The 18,422-nt window shown below is 42.7% G+C and carries 19 protein-coding genes and 1 other annotated feature; of the genes, 3 read left to right on the top strand and 16 right to left on the bottom strand.

Annotated features, from left to right (window positions below; all coding sequences use genetic code 11):
• Positions 1–66 precede the first annotated feature (66 nt).
• Positions 67–321 carry a DUF2624 domain-containing protein gene (locus tag KHQ79_RS03310; protein ID WP_003237038.1) on the top strand — a complete coding sequence of 85 codons (255 nt, stop codon included), beginning with the start codon at positions 67–69 and terminating at the stop codon, positions 319–321.
• Positions 322–348: 27 nt separating this feature from the next.
• Here KHQ79_RS03310 and KHQ79_RS03305 read toward each other — a convergent pair whose 3' ends face one another.
• Both KHQ79_RS03305 and cshB read right to left on the bottom strand, forming a co-directional pair.
• The gene (locus tag KHQ79_RS03305; RefSeq protein WP_019258915.1) at positions 349–1,242 is read right to left on the bottom strand and encodes a deoxyribonuclease IV; all 894 of its coding nucleotides are present in this window, start codon (positions 1,240–1,242) and stop codon (positions 349–351) included.
• A gap of 9 nt (positions 1,243–1,251) precedes the next feature.
• A complete protein-coding gene (gene cshB / locus KHQ79_RS03300) occupies positions 1,252–2,568 on the bottom strand; it encodes a DEAD-box ATP-dependent RNA helicase CshB (RefSeq protein ID WP_019258916.1) in 1,317 nt (438 codons plus the stop codon).
• Positions 2,569–2,736: 168 nt separating this feature from the next.
• On the opposite strand from cshB, the gene KHQ79_RS03295 reads away from it, so the two are divergent.
• Positions 2,737–3,459, top strand: coding sequence for a YqfQ family protein (locus KHQ79_RS03295; RefSeq protein WP_225514199.1), 723 nt, complete (start codon positions 2,737–2,739; stop codon positions 3,457–3,459).
• A 122-nt stretch (positions 3,460–3,581) separates the two neighbouring features.
• Positions 3,582–4,526: a 4-hydroxy-3-methylbut-2-enyl diphosphate reductase gene (locus KHQ79_RS03290; RefSeq protein ID WP_019258918.1), complete on the top strand. Its 945-nt coding sequence runs from the start codon at positions 3,582–3,584 to the stop codon at positions 4,524–4,526.
• Positions 4,527–4,548: 22 nt separating this feature from the next.
• Here the strand turns inward: KHQ79_RS03290 and KHQ79_RS03285 are convergent, their stop codons facing one another.
• The 14 genes from KHQ79_RS03285 to KHQ79_RS03220 form a co-directional block, all read right to left on the bottom strand.
• Entirely contained in the window at positions 4,549–5,670 is a 1,122-nt protein-coding gene (locus tag KHQ79_RS03285) for a Nif3-like dinuclear metal center hexameric protein (protein WP_225514198.1), read from the bottom strand.
• A complete protein-coding gene (gene trmK, locus KHQ79_RS03280) occupies positions 5,663–6,313 on the bottom strand; it encodes a tRNA (adenine(22)-N(1))-methyltransferase TrmK (RefSeq protein ID WP_003237050.1) in 651 nt (216 codons plus the stop codon). The genes KHQ79_RS03285 and trmK overlap by 8 nt, the downstream gene beginning before the upstream one ends.
• A 256-nt stretch (positions 6,314–6,569) precedes the next feature.
• The gene (gene cccA, locus KHQ79_RS03275; protein WP_003237051.1) at positions 6,570–6,932 is read right to left on the bottom strand and encodes a cytochrome c550; all 363 of its coding nucleotides are present in this window, start codon (positions 6,930–6,932) and stop codon (positions 6,570–6,572) included.
• Positions 6,933–7,260: 328 nt separating this feature from the next.
• Positions 7,261–8,376: an RNA polymerase sigma factor RpoD gene (rpoD, locus tag KHQ79_RS03270; protein ID WP_003226225.1), complete on the bottom strand. Its 1,116-nt coding sequence runs from the start codon at positions 8,374–8,376 to the stop codon at positions 7,261–7,263.
• 199 nt (positions 8,377–8,575) lie between these two features.
• Positions 8,576–10,390 (bottom strand): DNA primase, encoded by a 1,815-nt coding sequence (gene dnaG / locus KHQ79_RS03265; protein WP_133486915.1) that lies wholly within the window; start codon positions 10,388–10,390, stop codon positions 8,576–8,578.
• Between the two features lie 33 nt (positions 10,391–10,423).
• Positions 10,424–10,918 (bottom strand): YaiI/YqxD family protein, encoded by a 495-nt coding sequence (locus KHQ79_RS03260; RefSeq protein ID WP_003237054.1) that lies wholly within the window; start codon positions 10,916–10,918, stop codon positions 10,424–10,426.
• 253 nt (positions 10,919–11,171) lie between these two features.
• Complete coding sequence (locus tag KHQ79_RS03255) at positions 11,172–11,984, bottom strand: pyruvate, water dikinase regulatory protein (RefSeq protein ID WP_003237056.1); 813 nt, start codon at positions 11,982–11,984, stop codon at positions 11,172–11,174.
• A gap of 25 nt (positions 11,985–12,009) precedes the next feature.
• Positions 12,010–12,648: a transcriptional regulator CcpN gene (gene ccpN, locus KHQ79_RS03250; protein ID WP_003237058.1), complete on the bottom strand. Its 639-nt coding sequence runs from the start codon at positions 12,646–12,648 to the stop codon at positions 12,010–12,012.
• Between the two features lie 133 nt (positions 12,649–12,781).
• Positions 12,782–14,821, bottom strand: a complete 2,040-nt coding sequence (glyS, locus tag KHQ79_RS03245; protein WP_225514196.1) for a glycine--tRNA ligase subunit beta — start codon at positions 14,819–14,821, stop codon at positions 12,782–12,784.
• Positions 14,814–15,701 carry a glycine--tRNA ligase subunit alpha gene (gene glyQ, locus KHQ79_RS03240; RefSeq protein ID WP_003226213.1) on the bottom strand — a complete coding sequence of 296 codons (888 nt, stop codon included), beginning with the start codon at positions 15,699–15,701 and terminating at the stop codon, positions 14,814–14,816. Before glyQ ends, glyS begins: the two co-directional genes overlap by 8 nt.
• Positions 15,702–15,783: 82 nt before the next feature.
• Positions 15,784–15,959 (bottom strand) — a binding site (T-box leader).
• 39 nt (positions 15,960–15,998) lie between these two features.
• Positions 15,999–16,766, bottom strand: coding sequence for a DNA repair protein RecO (gene recO, locus KHQ79_RS03235; RefSeq protein ID WP_060399045.1), 768 nt, complete (start codon positions 16,764–16,766; stop codon positions 15,999–16,001).
• 36 nt (positions 16,767–16,802) lie between these two features.
• On the bottom strand, positions 16,803–16,946 hold the full coding sequence (locus KHQ79_RS03230; RefSeq protein WP_003230053.1) for a YqzL family protein: 144 nt from the start codon (positions 16,944–16,946) through the stop codon (positions 16,803–16,805).
• Between the two features lie 143 nt (positions 16,947–17,089).
• Entirely contained in the window at positions 17,090–17,995 is a 906-nt protein-coding gene (gene era, locus KHQ79_RS03225; protein ID WP_041905673.1) for a GTPase Era, read from the bottom strand.
• Positions 17,976–18,386 carry a cytidine deaminase gene (locus tag KHQ79_RS03220; protein WP_060399046.1) on the bottom strand — a complete coding sequence of 137 codons (411 nt, stop codon included), beginning with the start codon at positions 18,384–18,386 and terminating at the stop codon, positions 17,976–17,978. Before KHQ79_RS03220 ends, era begins: the two co-directional genes overlap by 20 nt.
• Positions 18,387–18,422: the final 36 nt, after the last annotated feature.

Below are 18,422 nucleotides of genomic sequence, written 5' to 3'. Positions count from 1 at the left end.
TTACCATTAAACACTGACACATTTTACTGATTTGCCCATACATTAAGTCTGGAGGTGGAATGGTCGATGATTTTATTTCAAAGAATTATTTTGCAGCGGCTTAATCAGGCTACTGCTGACGATTTGCTGAAGTACTCAAAACAATACGGAATCAGCCTAACAAGACCGCAGGCCGTTGAAGTAGCAAACCTGCTGTACGGGAAAAATGTGAACATCTTTAATGAGAGTGAACGAATGCGGCTGCTGAAACAAGTAGAGGCAATTACATCGAAAGAAACAGCCCAAACCGTTAATGAACTATTCAAACAATTTACAAGCTGAAAAAATGGGGGACTTATCCCCCATTTTTTATTGCTGTAAAATCTTTTCAAGCAATGTGTCATCAAATTGTTTTTCTTTCAGCATTTCAATCTCAAAACGGTATGGCGGTTTTTTATTCTTTTTATCTTCACCGACATACGGCGTTTCAAGGATTTTTGGAATGTCTTTTAACTGCTCATGGTGAACAACATACTGCAGTGCGTCAAATCCGATTTCACCAAAGCCGATGTTTTCATGGCGGTCTTTTCTTGCGCCTTTGACATTTTTGCTGTCATTAATATGAAGCACTTTAATACGGTCAATACCGACGATTTTATCAAACTCAGTCAACACTCCATCAAAGTCTTCGACAATGTTATATCCGGCATCATGTGTATGGCACGTGTCAAAGCATACTGACAGATGCTCATTGTGTGTAACGCCATCGATAATCTGCGCAAGCTCCTCAAAGCTTCTGCCGCATTCAGATCCTTTTCCTGCCATTGTTTCTAATGCAATCTGGACATTTTGATTCGGATCAATCACTTCATTTAAGCCTTCAATAATTTTCTTGATGCCTGCTTCAGCTCCCGCTCCTACGTGAGCGCCTGGGTGAAGGACAATTTGCTTCGCTCCGATGGCAGCTGTCCGCTCAATTTCAGAACGAAGAAAATCGACACCAAGCTCAAAAGTGGACGGATTTGTCGTGTTGCCAATATTAATAATATAAGGCGCGTGTACGATAATCTCGTCAATACCGTTTTCTTGCATGTGTGCCCGGCCAGCTTCTATATTCAAGTCTTCAATTTTCTTTCGGCGCGTATTTTGCGGTGCGCCTGTATAGATCATAAACGTGTTCGCCCCATAAGAAACTGCCTCCTGGCTTGCAGCCAGAAGCATATGTTTTCCGCTCATAGAGACGTGTGAGCCTATTCTCAACAACAGGTTCCCCTACTTTCTTTTTTTAGATTGGTTTCTTCTCTGTTTTTTCTTGATTTTCTCCATCTCGTAGCTCATTTTCTTTTTATATCCAGGCTTAACCTTCTTCGGCTTTTTCACGAGACGATGCGCAATTTCATCCGCTTCGTTCGACGTTTTTTTACGCTTTTTGCGGCGCTGGCGGTCATCGCCTTTTTTCCACTCGCCCTTTTCAAGCTCCAAGTAATCAAATTCAATGCCCATTTTCTCAAGTCTGACTAATGAATCCTCATCAGAGAGCTCATAAATGGTCATCGCTTGTCCTGATGAGCCGGCGCGAGCCGTTCTGCCCACACGGTGAACATAAAAATCGAGATCATCCGGCAGCTCATAGTTGATAACATGGCTGACACCTTTAATATCAATGCCTCTTGCGGCAAGGTCAGTCGCAATGACATAAGTGAATTCCAAATCATTGATCTGCTTCATGACTTTTTTCCGCTCACGAGGCGTTAATCCGCCGTGCAGCAGCCCGATTTTCATGCCTTTTCCAGTCAGATATTGAGCGATATGGTCAGCCGTGTTTTTCGTATTGGCAAACACAATGCCCAGGTATGGATTCAGATGAGACATGATGTCAAAAAGGAGCTTGTCCTTGTCACGATGTTTCGAAGGAATGAGGATATGCTCGATCTTCGCAGCAGTCACCTGTTTTGGCTCCACGTGGGCGTATTTCGGATTTTCCATATATTTTTTCAAAAATGGTTTCAGCTTTTCCGGAATGGTCGCTGAGAACACAAGCATTTGCAGATCCTCAGGCATGCGTGAACCGATGTAATCTACATCTGCAAGGAATCCCATATCCAGCATTAAATCCGCTTCATCAATGACGAGAGATTCCGCTTTATAAACACTTAACGCCTGTTCTTTGATTAAATCGGCAATACGTCCTGGCGTACCGACGACAAGATGAGGCTGTGTTTTCAATTTATCAATCGATTTTTGTTTATCTGTGCCTCCGATAAAACATTTCGAGCGAATCTGACTGCCTTCTTCACCTTGTGTGATTTTAAGTGCTTCCTGATGAATCTGGTTGGCAAGCTCTCTTGTCGGAGCCGTAATGACAACCTGAACGACATCCTTAGCAGGATCGATTTTGTTTAATAAAGGCAGTAAATAAGCGTGAGTCTTTCCGGTTCCCGTCTGAGACTGGCCGATGACGCTTTCTTTTTTTAACACTGCAGGAATCAGCCTTTTCTGAATATCAGTCGGTTCATAAAAACCAAGGCGGTGTACTGCATCTATAATAAACGGTTTCAATTCATAAAGTTCAAATTTAGTTTCTTTCATTTTTCCCAGCTCCTTAAAGCGGCACATTATGTGTCCATCATCACATTATACCCGATTTTGCTTAAAAACACCACGTTTGGAAGGCGTTTGTTTTATTCAGTTATGTAAAGCAAATACCGCAGCCCATGCATATTCTAATAGCAGAGAGAGCTGAAAGGAGGTACAAGTATGTTTTCACCACAGCAGCCGATGAGAAATTATCCGCAGCCCGGACCGCCCCGCCCCATGCCAAATCAGCGAATGATGGGCAGAAGACCGTCTAATTTGCAAAGACCTTCATTTGGACCGCAGCAGCAAGGTTTTCAGCAATCCGGACAATTTCTTCCTCAGGCAAATGCCGGAGCGAGAAATGGTGCGGGCGGAGGCTTAAAAGGAATGCTGTCAAAGTTCTTACCCGGCGGAGGAGGCGCTGGCGGCGCCGGAGTTCCAGGAGCAGGCACAGCAGCGAGCGGAGGAGCAGGTTTGCAAGGCATTCAAAATATCGCCAATCCTGCATCTTTATCCAGTATGCTTGGGAATGTGCAAAAAGTGCTCGGCATGGCGCAGCAAGTCACCCCCATGATCCAGCAGTACGGCCCATTAGTCCGCAATCTGCCAGCAATGATGAAGCTGTACAGCCAGTTAAGTAAAAGTGATGATACAGAGAGCAATGAGGAAAATGAAAAGCAAACAGAGTCAGAAGAAACCTCGGAAATCGAGAACGAGGCTGAAGCAAAAACATCAGATGGGAACAAAAAATCAAAACCAAAAAGTTCTTCTCCACCGAAGAAATCAAAAACATCTGACAGTAAAGAACAAGAATCAAAAACATCTGCCCCGAAGAAAAAAGAAGCTGTCTCTCCTGCTTCAAAAAGAACATCAGGCAGATCAAAGCCGAGATTATATATTTAACATTCTTTGATATCTGAAGTGAGATTGGCTATAATGAGATCAGAAGAATGCAAGAATAGAGCCGTTTGATTACGGCTTTTTATATTGCCTTTACTCACTTCAGTATTGGAGGACTACCGAAAATGGACGTAATTAAAATTTCACCGCGCGGCTATTGCTATGGCGTTGTTGATGCTATGGTCATTGCCAAGAACGCGTCACTTGATAAAAGCTTACCAAGACCCATCTATATACTCGGGATGATTGTTCATAATAAACACGTTACTGATGCGTTTGAAGAGGAAGGGATATTTACTTTGGACGGCGCTAATCGTCTGGACATCCTGAAGCAGGTTGACAAGGGAACTGTCATTTTCACTGCGCACGGCGTTTCTCCCGAAGTCAGAAAAATCGCTGAAGAAAAAGGATTAGTCGCAATTGATGCCACATGTCCGGACGTGACGAAAACTCACGATTTAATTCTAGAGATGAAAGAAAAAGGATATCACGTGATCTATATCGGCAAAAAAGGTCATCCGGAGCCAGAAGGAGCCGTTGGCGTAGCGCCTGAGATCGTTCACTTAGTTGAAACGGAAGAAGATGTGAAAAACCTTGATATCCAAGCAGAGAAATTAATTGTAACCAATCAAACAACGATGTCTCAATGGGATGTTTACGACATCATGGAGCTTGTAAAAGAGAAATATCCGCATGTCGAATACCACCAAGAGATTTGCCTGGCTACTCAGGTACGGCAGGAAGCTGTATCAGAACAGGCGAAAAAAGCGGACTTAACGATCGTTGTCGGTGACCCTAAAAGCAACAATTCAAATAGGCTTGCTCAAGTGTCAGAGGAAATAGCCGGCACAAAAGCATACCGAATCGGCGACCTCAGCGAATTAAAGCTCGAATGGCTTAAAGGCGTGAATACTGTTGCCGTTACTGCGGGGGCTTCAACACCAACGCCGATCACAAAAGAAGTCATTCGCTTTTTGGAGCAGTATGATCATGAAGATCCATCAACTTGGACAATTGAACACAATGTACCGCTCAAAAAAATACTCCCGAAAGTAAAAGCAAAAAACTGAGGCTGTTAAAGCCTCAGTTTTTTTATAGAAATGTAAATGGATTTGTATCTGTCTCAGAAATAAAGATATTTACGTCCAGCTTTTTATCTTTGCACATTGCCGTCAGTTTTCTCATGACGCCTTTTTTCATGATTTTTTCCGCATAATGGCCCGGATCAACAACATTCAGGCCAAGCATCATCGCATCGTGGGCCACATGGAAGTATAAATCTCCTGTGACGTAAACATCGGCGCCCTTCCGTTTCGCATGATGAATATACTTGTTTCCATCTCCGCCAAGAACAGCTACCTTCTTCACTATGCTGTCAGCCTCACCCACCATTCTAACGCCATTTACTTCAAGCTTGTCTTTCACAAATAAAGCGAATTCCTTGAGCGTCATCTCATTTTTAAGTGTTCCGACACGGCCGAGCCCTTTTTCGACAGGAGACTGCTCAACAGGATAAATGTCGTAAGCGACTTCTTCATATGGATGGCTTTTTATCATTGCTCTTATAACAGCTTTTTCGATGCTTTTAGGAAACACAGTCTCAAGCCTTACTTCATGAACAAGCTCAAGCTCTCCCACTTCACCAATAAAAGGCTTGGCGCCGTCTAATGGCTTAAAGCTGCCGATTCCTTCAGACGAAAACGCGCAATGGCTGTATTCGCCGATATGGCCCGCTCCTGCATTTCCGAGCGCCGCTCTGACCTGCTCTTCATATTCCTTCGGCACATATACGGCCAGCTTTTTCAGAGGATCAGTATAAGTAGGCGCCAGCACTTCCGTCTCACTCAGCTCTAATGCTTCAGCAAGCAAATCATTCACGCCGCCGTCCGCAACGTCTAAATTTGTATGAGCTGCATAAACTGCGATATCATGCTTCAAACACTTTTCAATTAACCTTCCAGCAGGCTGATCTGTTGAAATATGCTTTAGCGGCCTGAAAATAGGAGGATGGTGTGCAATAATCAAATCAACCTCTTTTTCAATTGCTTCATCGATAACGCTCTCCAACACATCAAGTGTAACCATCACATTTTTAATTGGTTTGTTTAAAGTGCCGATTTGCAGTCCGATTTTATCGCCTTCGACAGCATAGGCTTTCGGGGAAAATTGTTCAAACAGCTGGACGATCTGCTGCACATTTACTGTTTTAGCCATGATCGATAACCTCCTTTAGCAGCTCCATTCGATCGGCGAGCTCCTTTAATTTTTGTTTATTTTGCTCTGTAGTTGCAGCTCGGCTGATCTGTTCATAAATGCTTTGTGTGTGCTCAAGCTCTTGTGTCCATTTTTTCAAAAAGACAGCATTCTTTTCTTTTGCCAAGAAAGGGCCGACGAGCATTCCGGCTGATAAAGAAATACCGGCATAAGCCGCATCTCTGTCTCCCGCTTCGGCGACAAGCACCTCATAGCATTTTCCGTCCTCTTCAAGGATCACCTCGTCTATCAACGCATATCCTTCTTTATAAAGCCACTCTCTGATATGAACAGCATGAATATTCGGCTGTAAAATAAGCCGTTCCTTTCCCGTTAATTTGTCTTTACCCGCTTCTAAAATGTGAGCGATCAAAGATCCGCCCATCCCGGCAATCGTAATGGCATCGGCTTCACCTTTTTTAATGACTTCCAGGCCGTCTCCCTGCCTTACAGAAATGTGCGAGCTTAAGCCTGATTTTTCAACCTGCCGCTTGGCAGACAAAAATGGGCCGTCTGTTATTTCTCCGGCAATTGCTTTGCTTGCTTTATGATTCAGCACCGCATAACAAGGAAGGTAAGCGTGGTCAGACCCGATATCGGCCATCACCGCTCCATTCGGTATGTACTCAGCTACTGTTTGCAATCGTTTAGATAATTTTAATTCGTTCACTTGTCATCACAACTTTTCTCAATCATTTTTTCCTTTTCTATCATATAAAAAATCAGCCAGGAATCCAAGCTGAGCGAATGATTTTAAGATTATTTCTTTTGATGCGGCTCTACTACGCGGCAGACAAAAATAAAAGGCTGTCGAGAACATCTCGGCGGCCTGAGAACGTATAAGGAGAAAGATAGATCTTTTATTTAATTTTTGATACCCATTCTGCCATATCATCCAGCTTATCGGCCGGAACAAGACCGGAAGGCATTCCATTACCGCCTTTTTCGATCTTTGTTTTAATTTCAGCGACATCTTTCTTATCCCCTACACCTTTTAAGCTAGGACCCGAAACACCTTCATAATTTTCACCGTGGCACGCGATACAGTTTGCCTTGTATATATCCTCCGGTGAAGCGTTTGCATCATCTTTTTCAGCAGATTTGCTTTCTCCGCCGCTTGCAATCTCCCGAGAGTCATCAAGCCCCTTTACTGATAAAAAGAAAGTCAGACCAATACCTAAAACAGCGATTAGTAAAAATGGAATAAGCGGATTCCATTTCATTTCCCTTCCCCCTTTTTGATCCTTCCCCCTATGTAAACACTTCTAATTCTAACTTATTTTTACAAAAAGTAAATGGATTGATATACAAAAGTTTTTTATTCACACTTTATACAAAATTGAATAGAAACATGCTTATTTCTCTGATATCCTTTTTATTCTATTGTATAATGTATTGTATACGCTTACAATAGAAAATATGGATTCAGTTTTGAAATTTTTCGCCACAATGTTCATTTGCAAATGACATCATTTTTCAGTAAAATAAAGACATATTATCCATATATCTTTTTGAAAAAAAGAAGAACGGATCTGCAAGACCCGTTCCATCTTATTCGAGGAAATCTTTCAAACGTTTACTTCTGCTAGGATGTCTTAGTTTCCGCAACGCTTTAGCTTCGATTTGTCGAATACGCTCTCTCGTTACTCCAAATACCTTGCCGACCTCTTCTAATGTTCTTGTACGGCCGTCATCAAGACCGAATCGAAGACGCAATACATTTTCTTCACGATCAGTTAACGTATCAAGCACATCTTCCAGCTGCTCTTTCAATAGCTCATATGCGGCGTGGTCTGAAGGTGAAGTTGCTTCTTGGTCTTCAATGAAATCACCAAGATGCGAGTCATCCTCTTCACCAATCGGTGTTTCCAGCGATACCGGCTCTTGTGCAATCTTTAAGATTTCGCGTACTTTTTCAGGTGTTAAATCCATATCTTCCGCAATTTCTTCAGGTGTTGGTTCTCTGCCTAAATCTTGCAGTAATTGACGCTGCACACGGATTAATTTATTAATGGTCTCAACCATATGAACGGGAATCCGGATCGTTCTCGCCTGATCGGCAATGGCGCGAGTAATCGCCTGTCTGATCCACCACGTAGCATACGTACTGAATTTATAACCTTTGCGGTAATCAAATTTTTCAACGGCTTTCATCAGACCCATGTTGCCTTCCTGAATCAGGTCAAGGAACAGCATTCCGCGCCCGACATACCGTTTTGCGATACTGACAACAAGCCGCAGGTTCGCTTCAGCCAATCTGCGTTTAGATTCTTCGTCACCTTCTTCAATCTTCTGTGCGTAGGCGATTTCTTCTTTTGCAGAAAGAAGGTTAACCCGGCCGATTTCCTTTAGATACATACGAACTGGGTCATTGATTTTGACACCAGGCGGTACACTTAGGTCATTAAGGTCAAATTCTTCTTCGGCTTTGGCAAGCTGCTGAATATTAGGATCTTCTGTTTCTTCATTCTCACTAATTAATTCAACACCTTGTTCACCTAAAAATTCATAATACTCATCCATTTGGTCTGATTCAATTTCAAAGCTGGACATACGCTCGGCAATTTCTTCATATGTCAAAACGCCACGTTTTTTACCAGACTCTGTTAATTGCTCTTTTACTTGGTCGAATGTTAATTCTGTCTCGTGGGTTTGTTTATCAGCCATTATGGATCCCTCCTTCCAAAGCTTGCAACGAATTCTATAAGCGGTATGATTCTTATTCGGTCCATTCAGGCGTTTTCTATGTGAACTGCCTTTAACAATGTGCGAATAATGAAATGACAATTCATGATGAGGTCAAGCGATCTATTTGCTCCTCCGCAAGGAATCATTGCCAATAAATGCTTCTCACCAGTTTGTCAAGTTATTTTAAAGATCGGTTCAATGTAACGATTTCTTGAGCCAGAGAAGCAGCTCTTAAAAAATCTTTTTGCCTTTCGGCTTCGGCTCTTTCCGCCTCTTTTTCTTTTATCATTGACCAATTTCTGTGATTCAACACTTTTTTTACATAATCTGATAACTCGGCTTCGCTGAGCTCTTGATTGACCTGGAGCATTAAAATATCAGACAAGAGCTGGCTTATATGATCATCCGTCACTCTAGCCATCAGATGCTGAGGCGTCAGCTCGGCTCCCTCCTCATAAAAAGCGTAAAGATAGGCGGCTAATGCGCGGTGCTCATCAATATTAAATTGAAAGCCTACCCGGTCAATCACTTTTTTGATGACGCTTCGATCTCGAAGCATGTGGGCGAGTAACAGCCTTTCCGCATTTTCATACGCCGGACGCAGACGTTTTTGCCTTGCTTTTGTCGTCAGATGCGCTCGCCGTGTTTTCGTTTCACCGCCACCATTGTCAGCAGGTTTGTTTTGCTTGCTGAAAACAGTCAGCTGCTCAGTTAAAGACTCCTGTGAAAGCGAAAACTCTGAAGCAAGCTGTTTTACATAGACTTCCTGCTCAAGAGACCCTGAAAGCGTGCTGATTTCTTTCAGTACGTCTTTAATGTAAGCTAAGCGATCGCCTTCATCGGACAGGTTCTTTCCTTTTCGGAAATATTGCATTTTGAACGCCATCACGGTGACACTAGCGTCGATAATGTCGTTTTTAAATTTTTCCCCGCCGAACTTTTTGATGTAATCGTCAGGGTCCAATCCGTCAGGAATCATTGCAACTCTGACTTTGCAGCCTTTATTTTGCAGAAGCTCAGAAGCTTTTAAGGTGGCTTCATAACCGGCTTTATCAGAGTCATAGCAAAGAATGATTTCTTCGACATTTCTTCTCAGTATCTTGACATGATCATCTGTCAGAGACGTTCCCATCGTGGCTATGCTCTCTTTTACACCCGAGCTTACGGCCGATATGACATCGGCAAACCCTTCAAATAAGACTGCTCTTTCCTGCTTTCTGATATGAAGGCGGGCCTTATAAAAATTGTAAAGCAGTTTACTTTTATGAAAGAGCGGTGTTTCAGGACTATTCATATACTTAGGCTGCTGGCTGCCAAGAGCCCTGCCTGAGAATGCAACAACAGCCCCGTGATGATCATGGATCGGAAACATGACGCGGTTTCTGAAACGGTCAAAATATCCGCTTCCGTCTTCGCGTCTGATCAGGAGTCCCGCTTTTTCCATTTGCGCCTCGCTAAAGCCCCTCTTCACGAGAAATTTCGTGATGAAGTCCCAAGAATCAAGGGCATAGCCGATCTGAAATTCATCAATCAGCTCTTTTGTAAAGCCCCTGGAAAGCAGATAATCCAATGCCTCTTGACCTTCTTTTGTATTTATTAACAAATGATGGTAAAATTTCTTCAGGAGCTCATGAGCCTCAGCCATTTTTTGATCTCCAGAAGATTCTGGCCGAGCTCCGGAATGGACTGTTATATCATCTGGAAAATCAATTTGGTATTTGTCAGCAAGGTGAGAAACAGACTCAGCAAATGTATAGCCTTCCATCTGCCTTAAAAAAGAGAAAACATTGCCGCCCGCTCCGCAGCCAAAGCAATGAAAAATCTGTTTGTCGGGCGATACGGAAAACGAAGGTGTGCTTTCTCCATGAAAAGGACAGAGTCCAAAGTAGTTTCGGCCTTGCTTCTTTAATTGAACATAATCACCTATGACTTCAACGATATCTGCCGACTTTTGTACCTGATCCACAATTTCATCTGGTATCCGATTTCCCATCTTATAACACTCCGTCGTACATTATTCGATGCTTTAGTGCAAAATCCCTTCATCGTTCGACAGGATTTTTTGCAGCAGTGTAATAAATCGTTCTCGATCTTCATTATTCAATTTTTTAGGCCCTTTGGCGTATATGCCTTTTCTCCTTTGTTTGCCTGAAAAATGACGGCTCTCAAGAGCAAAATCAATCGTGTCTTCTTTGTAAAGACGCCCTCTTTCCGACATGACGGAGACATTTCTGTTCAACAGCAGGGATGCTAATCCGATGTCCTGCGTTACAACGATATCTCCCGGTTTTACGTGATTTGCGATATATAAATCAGCAGCTTCTTTATGAGGATCAACATACTTCCATTTTTCTTCCTTGCTTCTGGAAAGCTGATAATGTTCAAATGAAGCGACAAAAAGAACTTGGACTTCATAATCGGATGCTGTTTGTAAAATTTCATCTTTTACCGGACAGGCATCAGCATCGACAAAAATCGTCTTTTCTTGTTCATTAAGAAGAGTAATTCTCCATCCCTCCATTAAACTCCTGCATAAAAGCAAGCAAAATCGCACATCCTTTATCATTGCGGATGTACATAAATTTGTCGAAAAATTTCCGGGAGAAATTCTTGACATCTTACCCATAATAGTTTATTCGTATCACACGAACCTTAAACCTAAAATTAATCATTTTATCACAATTTTTTATTATAATACAAACTTCACAAAGATGCTATTGTTTTTCATTATTCCCTTTTGGCATAGCCAAAAACCCAGGATAGAGCGTCCTGAGTTACATGTTTTTTGTTTTGAGATGATGGATGATATTCGCTGTTTCTTCAACCGCTTTATTTGAAACATCAACAACCTGGCACCCGATCCGATCCACAATCTTTTCGAAATATTCCAGTTCCTCTTTGATTCTGTTGATATTTGCATAGATCGCTTTGTCATTAAGCCCGAGTGATTTTAACCGTTCTTTTCTGATATGATTCAGTTTATCCGGGCTAATCTTTAAGCCGATGCATTTTTTCGGATCAACATTAAAGAGTTCTTCCGGCGGGTCAACCTCGGGAACAATCGGAACATTGGCAACCTTCAGGCGCTTGTGGGCGAGATATTGAGACAACGGTGTTTTAGACGTTCTTGATACGCCGATCAAAACAATATCAGCTTTTAAAATCCCTCTTGGATCACGTCCATCATCGTATTTAACTGCAAACTCGATGGCCTCCACTTTTTTGAAATAGTCTTCATCAAGCTGGCGCACCCGCCCCGGTTCGTATTTCGCTGTTAAACCGTAGGCTGTTTCCATTTTATCAATTAACGGGCCGATAATATCATAATATAAAACATTTGCTTTTTCCGCTTCGGCAATCAAATATTCTCTGATTTCCGGCACCACAAGTGTAAAACAGATAATGCCGCCGTCTGCCTTTGCAAGTGAAATCACTTCATTGATAGTGCCTATATCTTCAACATAAGGAATTCTTCTTACATGTGTATCGTCCGCTGAACCGTTAAATTGGCTGAGCGCTGCTTTTACTACCAATTCAGCCGTTTCACCGACTGAATCCGATACGACATAGATGATGCGGTTATTCATATTATCCCCCCGTTAGTTTGCGATCTTATAGGATTTCATTTTCAGATAAACTGACAAGTATTTTTGTCATATTCGTTTTTGTCACTCTGCCGATCACTTCAAAGCCTTTATCGGTATCTTTGATGACAGGCAGTGCATCAATTTGTTTTTCTATTAAGTGCTTTGCAATGTCCATCACATAATCCTCGCGCCTGCACACCGTAATGTTCGGCATCCTTGTCATAATGATGTGAACAGGGACTGATGTAAGCTCCTGCTGGCCAATGCTCGCTCTCAGCAAGTCTTTTCGTGAAAGCACCCCGACTAAAACAGCATCGCGGTCCACCACAAACAGAGTACCTACATCTTCTAAAAACATGGTGCAAATCGCATCGTACACAGAAACGTTTTCGTGAATCACAACGGGGATAGATTGAAAGTCTTTCACCTGAAGCTTTTTGAGTTTATCTGCCAAAAGCTGTGTGCCGGTTTTTCCAGTGTAGAAATAACCGACTCTCGGGCGCGCCTCTAGGAATCCTGACATGGTGAGTATGGCTAAATCCGGACGCAATGTTGCCCTGGTTAGGTTCAGCTTTTCTGCAATATGCTCCCCTGTAATCGGCCCGTTTTCTTTTACAATCTGCAAAATATGTTCTTGCCGTTTATTTAGTTCGATCGTACTCACCACCTTTTCACTTCATATCTATGTAAAGAAATAATAATCCATATTATATCGTAAATATCTTGTAATCAAACAAAAAAACTTATAAATGGGGAAAAGACGATTACCGATCACACAGCAACCGCCTTTTCTCTCTTTATTTTACAATAAGGGCATTCATATTCGCAAAGGACTTGATCTCATCCGCCAAGTTTACCATTTGCGCTAGTCGGTTTGCCTTTAACGTCTCGTTATCCGCTATAACCATTGTATGATCGAAGTATGCATCGATCGGTTCTTTTAAGGCTGAAAGTGAAGAAAGGGCCGCCTCGTAATCTTTTTTACTGAAGCTTTCCTGCAGATTTTGCTTCGCTGTTTGATAGGCATCAAACAGTTTTGCTTCGTATTCATTTTCAAATAGATCAGGCTGAATGTCTCCGCGGACTCCTTTTTTGCTGATAGAAATCACTCGGCCTAAAGCTTCCGCTGTTTCCTTAAAGCCCGGCGCACCAAGTTTTTGTTCCAGCACTTGTGCTTTATGCAGCGCTGAGTATGGCTCAAGCTCAGAGCTTTCCAGCACGGCATCGATGACATCGTGTCTGATCTGTTCAGCATTCAAGACATATTTCAGGCGCTGAGTGAAGAAATCCAGCAATTCATTTTCTTTATCGGTTTGTACGAAAGTAAGCAGCTCTTCAAACGAAATTCCCCAGTTGCGGTCAAGAAGAATTGCAACAATACCGCTCGCTTGGCGGCGCAGCCCGTAAGGATCCTGAGAACCGGTCGGAATAACACCGATAGAGAAGAATGAAGTGATTGTGTCAAGCTTATCCGCCATTGCTACAACTGCTCCGATGAAAGTAGAAGGCGTTTCTCCGCCTGCTGATCTAGGCATATAGTGTTCGTTGACTGCCGTAGCCACTGCTTCATCTTCACCAAGCATTCTCGCATACTTTTCACCCATAATTCCTTGAAGCTCAGGGAATTCGTATATCATATGAGTGACAAGGTCGAATTTAGAAATTTCAGCAGCTCGCTTCACATATTTTAATGTATCTTCATCAGCTTGAAGACGAACGGCAAGCTTCTCTGCGATTGAAGTGACTCTTCTAACCTTATCAGCAAGAGAACCAAGCTCTTCATGGAAAACAATGTTTTCAAGCTTCTTCACGTTTGCATCAATGTTTAGTTTCTGATCTTCCTTGTAGAAGAATGAAGCATCAGATAAACGCGCGCGCAGCACTTTTTCATTGCCTCGGGCCACATTTTCGATCGCGTGGCTGTTGCCGTTTCGGACTGTGATAAAGTGAGGCAACAAATCACCGTTCTTGTCTTTGACAGGGAAGTAGCGCTGATGCTCTTTCATTGTCGTGACAAGCACTTCCTCAGGAATTGACAGAAACTCAGATTCAAATGAACCGTAAAGAGCTGTCGGATATTCTACTAAATGATTCACTTCATCAAGAAGGTCTTCGTCAACTGGAATGCTCCAATTGTTTTCTGCAGCCATCGCTTCCAGCTGAGATTGAATCATTTGTTTCCGGACGTTAGGATCAGCAATAACGTGCTGTTCTTTCAGCTGCTCTTCATAAGCTGAAGGTGATTCAATTGACACTTCATGTCCAAGGAAACGGTGTCCCTGTGTTGTCCGTCCAGACTCAACGTTTGTGATAGAAAATGGAATGACATCCTGTCCAAATAAAGCAACAATCCATTTGATTGGCCGGATATAACGCAAATCTTCATTTCCCCAACGCATGTTCTTCGGGAAATGCAAGCTCGTAACTAAGCCGCTCAGTTCCGGAAGAAGCGATTTCGTTTCTTGGCCGGCTTGGAATTTTTGCACGAATACATACTCTGTGCCTTTCACTTCTTTAATGTACAGGTCTTCCACATTCGCGCCTTGGCCTTTTGAAAAGCCGATCGCCGCTTTTGTCCAGTTGCCGTCTGCATCAAGAGCAATTTTTTTCGCAGGCCCTTTCGCTTCTTCTTTTATATCAGCCTGCTTTTCTGCTACATCTTTTACAAAGACAGCGAGACGTCTCGGTGTATTGAAGAGCTTTACTTCACCGTGATTAATATTTTTTTCTGTAAGCCAGCCTGTCAGCTTCTCACCAAGCTGAACCATGCTTTCATTCAAAAAGCGCGCCGGCATTTCCTCTAATCCGATCTCTAAAAGTAAATCCTGTTTACTCATGAGAAGAACCCTCCCCTTTAAGCATTGGGAACCCTAGTTTTTCTCGTTCCTCATAATAGGTTTTTGCTACTTTTCTCGCTAAATTCCGCACTCTTGCGATATAGCCTGTCCGTTCGGTAACAGAGATCGCACCTTTGGCATCAAGCAGGTTGAAGGTGTGCGAGCATTTCAGCACATAGTCATATGCAGGGTGAACAAGTCCGTTGTCCATTTGCTTAATCGCTTCTTTTTCATACGTGCTGAACAATTGGAACAGCATATCGACATCTGACGTTTCAAACGTATAAACGGAATGCTCGTATTCCGCCATCATGAATAAATCTTTCACTGTAAAGCCGGACGTCCATTCCAAGTCGAAAACATTTTCTTTATCCTGGATATAAGACGCAAGACGCTCAATTCCGTACGTAATTTCTACAGAAACCGGTTTACATTCAAGTCCTCCGACCTGCTGGAAATACGTAAATTGTGTAATTTCCATTCCGTCAAGCCATACTTCCCAGCCTAGACCCGCACAGCCTAAAGACGGATTCTCCCAGTTGTCTTCAACAAAGCGGATATCATGCTCAAGCGGATCAATTCCAAGAGCGCGCAATGAATCTAAATACAGCTCTTGAATGTTATCAGGAGACGGTTTAATAATGACCTGAAATTGATGATGCTGATACAGTCTGTTCGGGTTCTCCCCGTATCGTCCGTCAGCAGGGCGTCTGGAAGGCTCTACATAAGCCACTTTCCACGGCTCAGGCCCAATACTGCGCAAAAATGTATACGGGCTCATCGTGCCGGCCCCTTTTTCTACATCGTAAGCCTGCATAAGCACACAGCCCTGACTGGACCAATGCTTTTGCAAGGTTAGAATCATGTCTTGAATGTTCATTTCAAGCACCTCCACTTTTCCTTCATAAGATGACTGCGGCAGCAACCAAAAAACTCCCGTCTCTATGCTTGCCAGCCGCAAACATAGGGACGAGAGTTCTCCCGCGGTTCCACCCTAGTTGCTGAGATCAAAATCCCAGCCTCTTTTTTTAAAATTGCTCAAGAATGCCTTTCGTTGCGCGCTCATCCTTAGCTTACACCGCCCTAAGGTCGCTTTCATGAGGTAAACGCAAGTACTTCTTTCTCTCACTGCAACATATTTTATAATAAATGATCATATAAAAAGATGGACCAGATGTCAACTTTTGTTTTCACCCATAAGATGTTTCATGCTTTCCATTTGATCTAAAAAGCGCTTTGATTTTAAATATAACCCTGAATATTCCTCATAATATAAATCAATCACTTGCTTCAATTCAGCTTTTGTTTCCTGTTTTAAGGACACATTGCCCAGCCTCGACAGATCGAAGTAATAAAACAGCCTCAACAGCCTTGCCGTTTGCGGTTTAATCGGAATCCTGTAAGGATCTTTTTCAAAACAACGATGGCAAATAAACCCGTTATCACGGACAGAGAAATGAAATGTCCCGTCCTGGCTTTTACAATGCACACAGTGATTCAGCTCGGGATACAGCCCCATGACACCGAGCATCTTCATTTGAACAATGAAGATGATGACATCCGGATCTGTTCCTTCATTCAGCTGTTTAAACGATTCTAAAATGAATTCAAACAAATAAGGGTTTGGCTTTTTTTCTTCTGTGCCTCTGTCGACTAGCTCAGCAATATACGCAGCATATGCGGTTAAAAACAAATCTTCCCTGATGCCTCTCATGCTGAGGATCATTTCACCCTGCTGAAGCGTTCCGAGGCCCGTTGTTTTTTGCATTAAGAATGAACCATACAAAAAGGGCTGGCTGACTGCTGATAAACGGCTGTTCGGTTTTTTGGCGCCTCTTGCCATAACACCTATTTTTCCGTGTTCTCTTGTCAGTAAAGTAACGATTTTATTCGTCTCTCCGTAATCGTTTGTGCGAAGAACGATTCCTTCACATTTTGTCAGCATTTCCGCACCTTCCTAAAGCAGGAGCGGCCAAGAGGTTTATAAAATTGGATAATCAAATCGGGCTAGCTCATCTTCTAGTTCTTCGGGTCTTTCCATGTTCTCTTTTTCCAGCTCTTTAAAAAGAAGATACGTATCAACATTTCCTGTTTGAGAAAATACGTTCCAGGTAAAATTCAACACAAGAAACCCACCTTTCTGTAGTTAAACTAGCTTACCTAAACTCCAAATTCTTACCTTTATCTTGACCAGATGTCCTCCATTTCATGTTAAACAAAATTTGCTAATGCATCCCTGTTCCTGTGAGATAATGACACAGCAAGAGATTAATATTCGTCCTCTTTGAAGCCAAAATCGCGAAGCTGGGACATTTTATTGCGCCAGTCTTTCTGCACTTTGACCCACAATTCAAGGTAGACACGGGAGCCTAACAGTGCTTCAATATCCGCTCTCGCTCTTTTTCCGACCTCTTTCAGCAGACTTCCTTTTTTCCCGATCACAATGCCTTTTTGAGAATCACGTTCGACCACAATCGTTGCCGCTACATGCACAGAACCGTTGTCCTGCCCTTTTATGGATTCGATGGCCACCGCAATGCTGTGCGGGATTTCTTCTCTCGTCAGATGCAGCACCTTTTCTCTGATTAATTCAGAAATGATAAAGCGCTCCGGGTGGTCAGTTACCTGGTCACTTGGATAGAATTGCGGCCCTTCCGGCAAATATGCTTCAATCTGGGCGAGCAATGTTTCGATATTATTTCCTTCTAAAGCAGAAATCGGAACAATTTCCTTAAAAGGATAACGTCCGCGGTATTCGTCAATTAACAGAAGCAATTGATCAGGATGAATTTTGTCAATTTTGTTTACGATTAAAAATACAGGCGTAGACAACTTCTGCAATTTCTCAATGATGAATTCGTCGCCCTTCCCGTAGCCTTCCTCTGCATTGATCATAAACAAGATCAGATCGACTTCTTTTAATGTATTTTGCGCCACTTTCATCATAAAGTCCCCAAGTTTATGCTTAGGCTTATGAATCCCTGGTGTGTCAATAAAAATCGTTTGTGATGTGCCTGTCGTCAGAACTCCTTGCACCTTGTTTCTCGTCGTTTGGGGCTTATCGCTCATGATCGCGATTTTTTGTCCAATGACTCTGTTCAAAAATGTAGACTTTCCTACGTTTGGTCTTCCAATAATGGATACAAATCCTGATTTAAAACTTTCGTTCGTCATGTAAATCCTCCGATGAAAATGCGCCTGGCAATAATTCTTCCACAGTCATTTCTTTTATTTGTCCTTGTAAATTAGTCAGTACGACAATAACGTCCTTTGTGCAAAGCTCAGAAATCACCTGGCGGCAGGCTCCGCACGGAGATACCGGTCCAGGGGTGTCAGCCGCAACGGCCAGCATCTGAAACTCTGTATCCCCTTCAGAAACAGCTTTAAATAAAGCGGTACGCTCAGCGCAATTGCACATGCTGTATGCCGCGTTCTCGATGTTGCAGCCTCTGTACACTTTTCCATCCTTGGTAAGAAGAGCGGCTCCTACTTGAAACTTGGAATACGGCGCATATGCCATATCACGCGCTTTTAAAGCTTCTGTTATTAATTCTTGTTTGTTCATGTGTACATGTTCCTCTCTTACCTATAATGGTACCGC

The sequence above is a fragment of the Bacillus sp. TSO22 genome (assembly GCF_020223595.1).
Taxonomy (GTDB): domain Bacteria; phylum Bacillota; class Bacilli; order Bacillales; family Bacillaceae; genus Bacillus; species Bacillus inaquosorum.
Note: the sequence above shows the minus strand (reverse complement) of the source record. Positions and strands in the feature narration are given on the sequence as shown.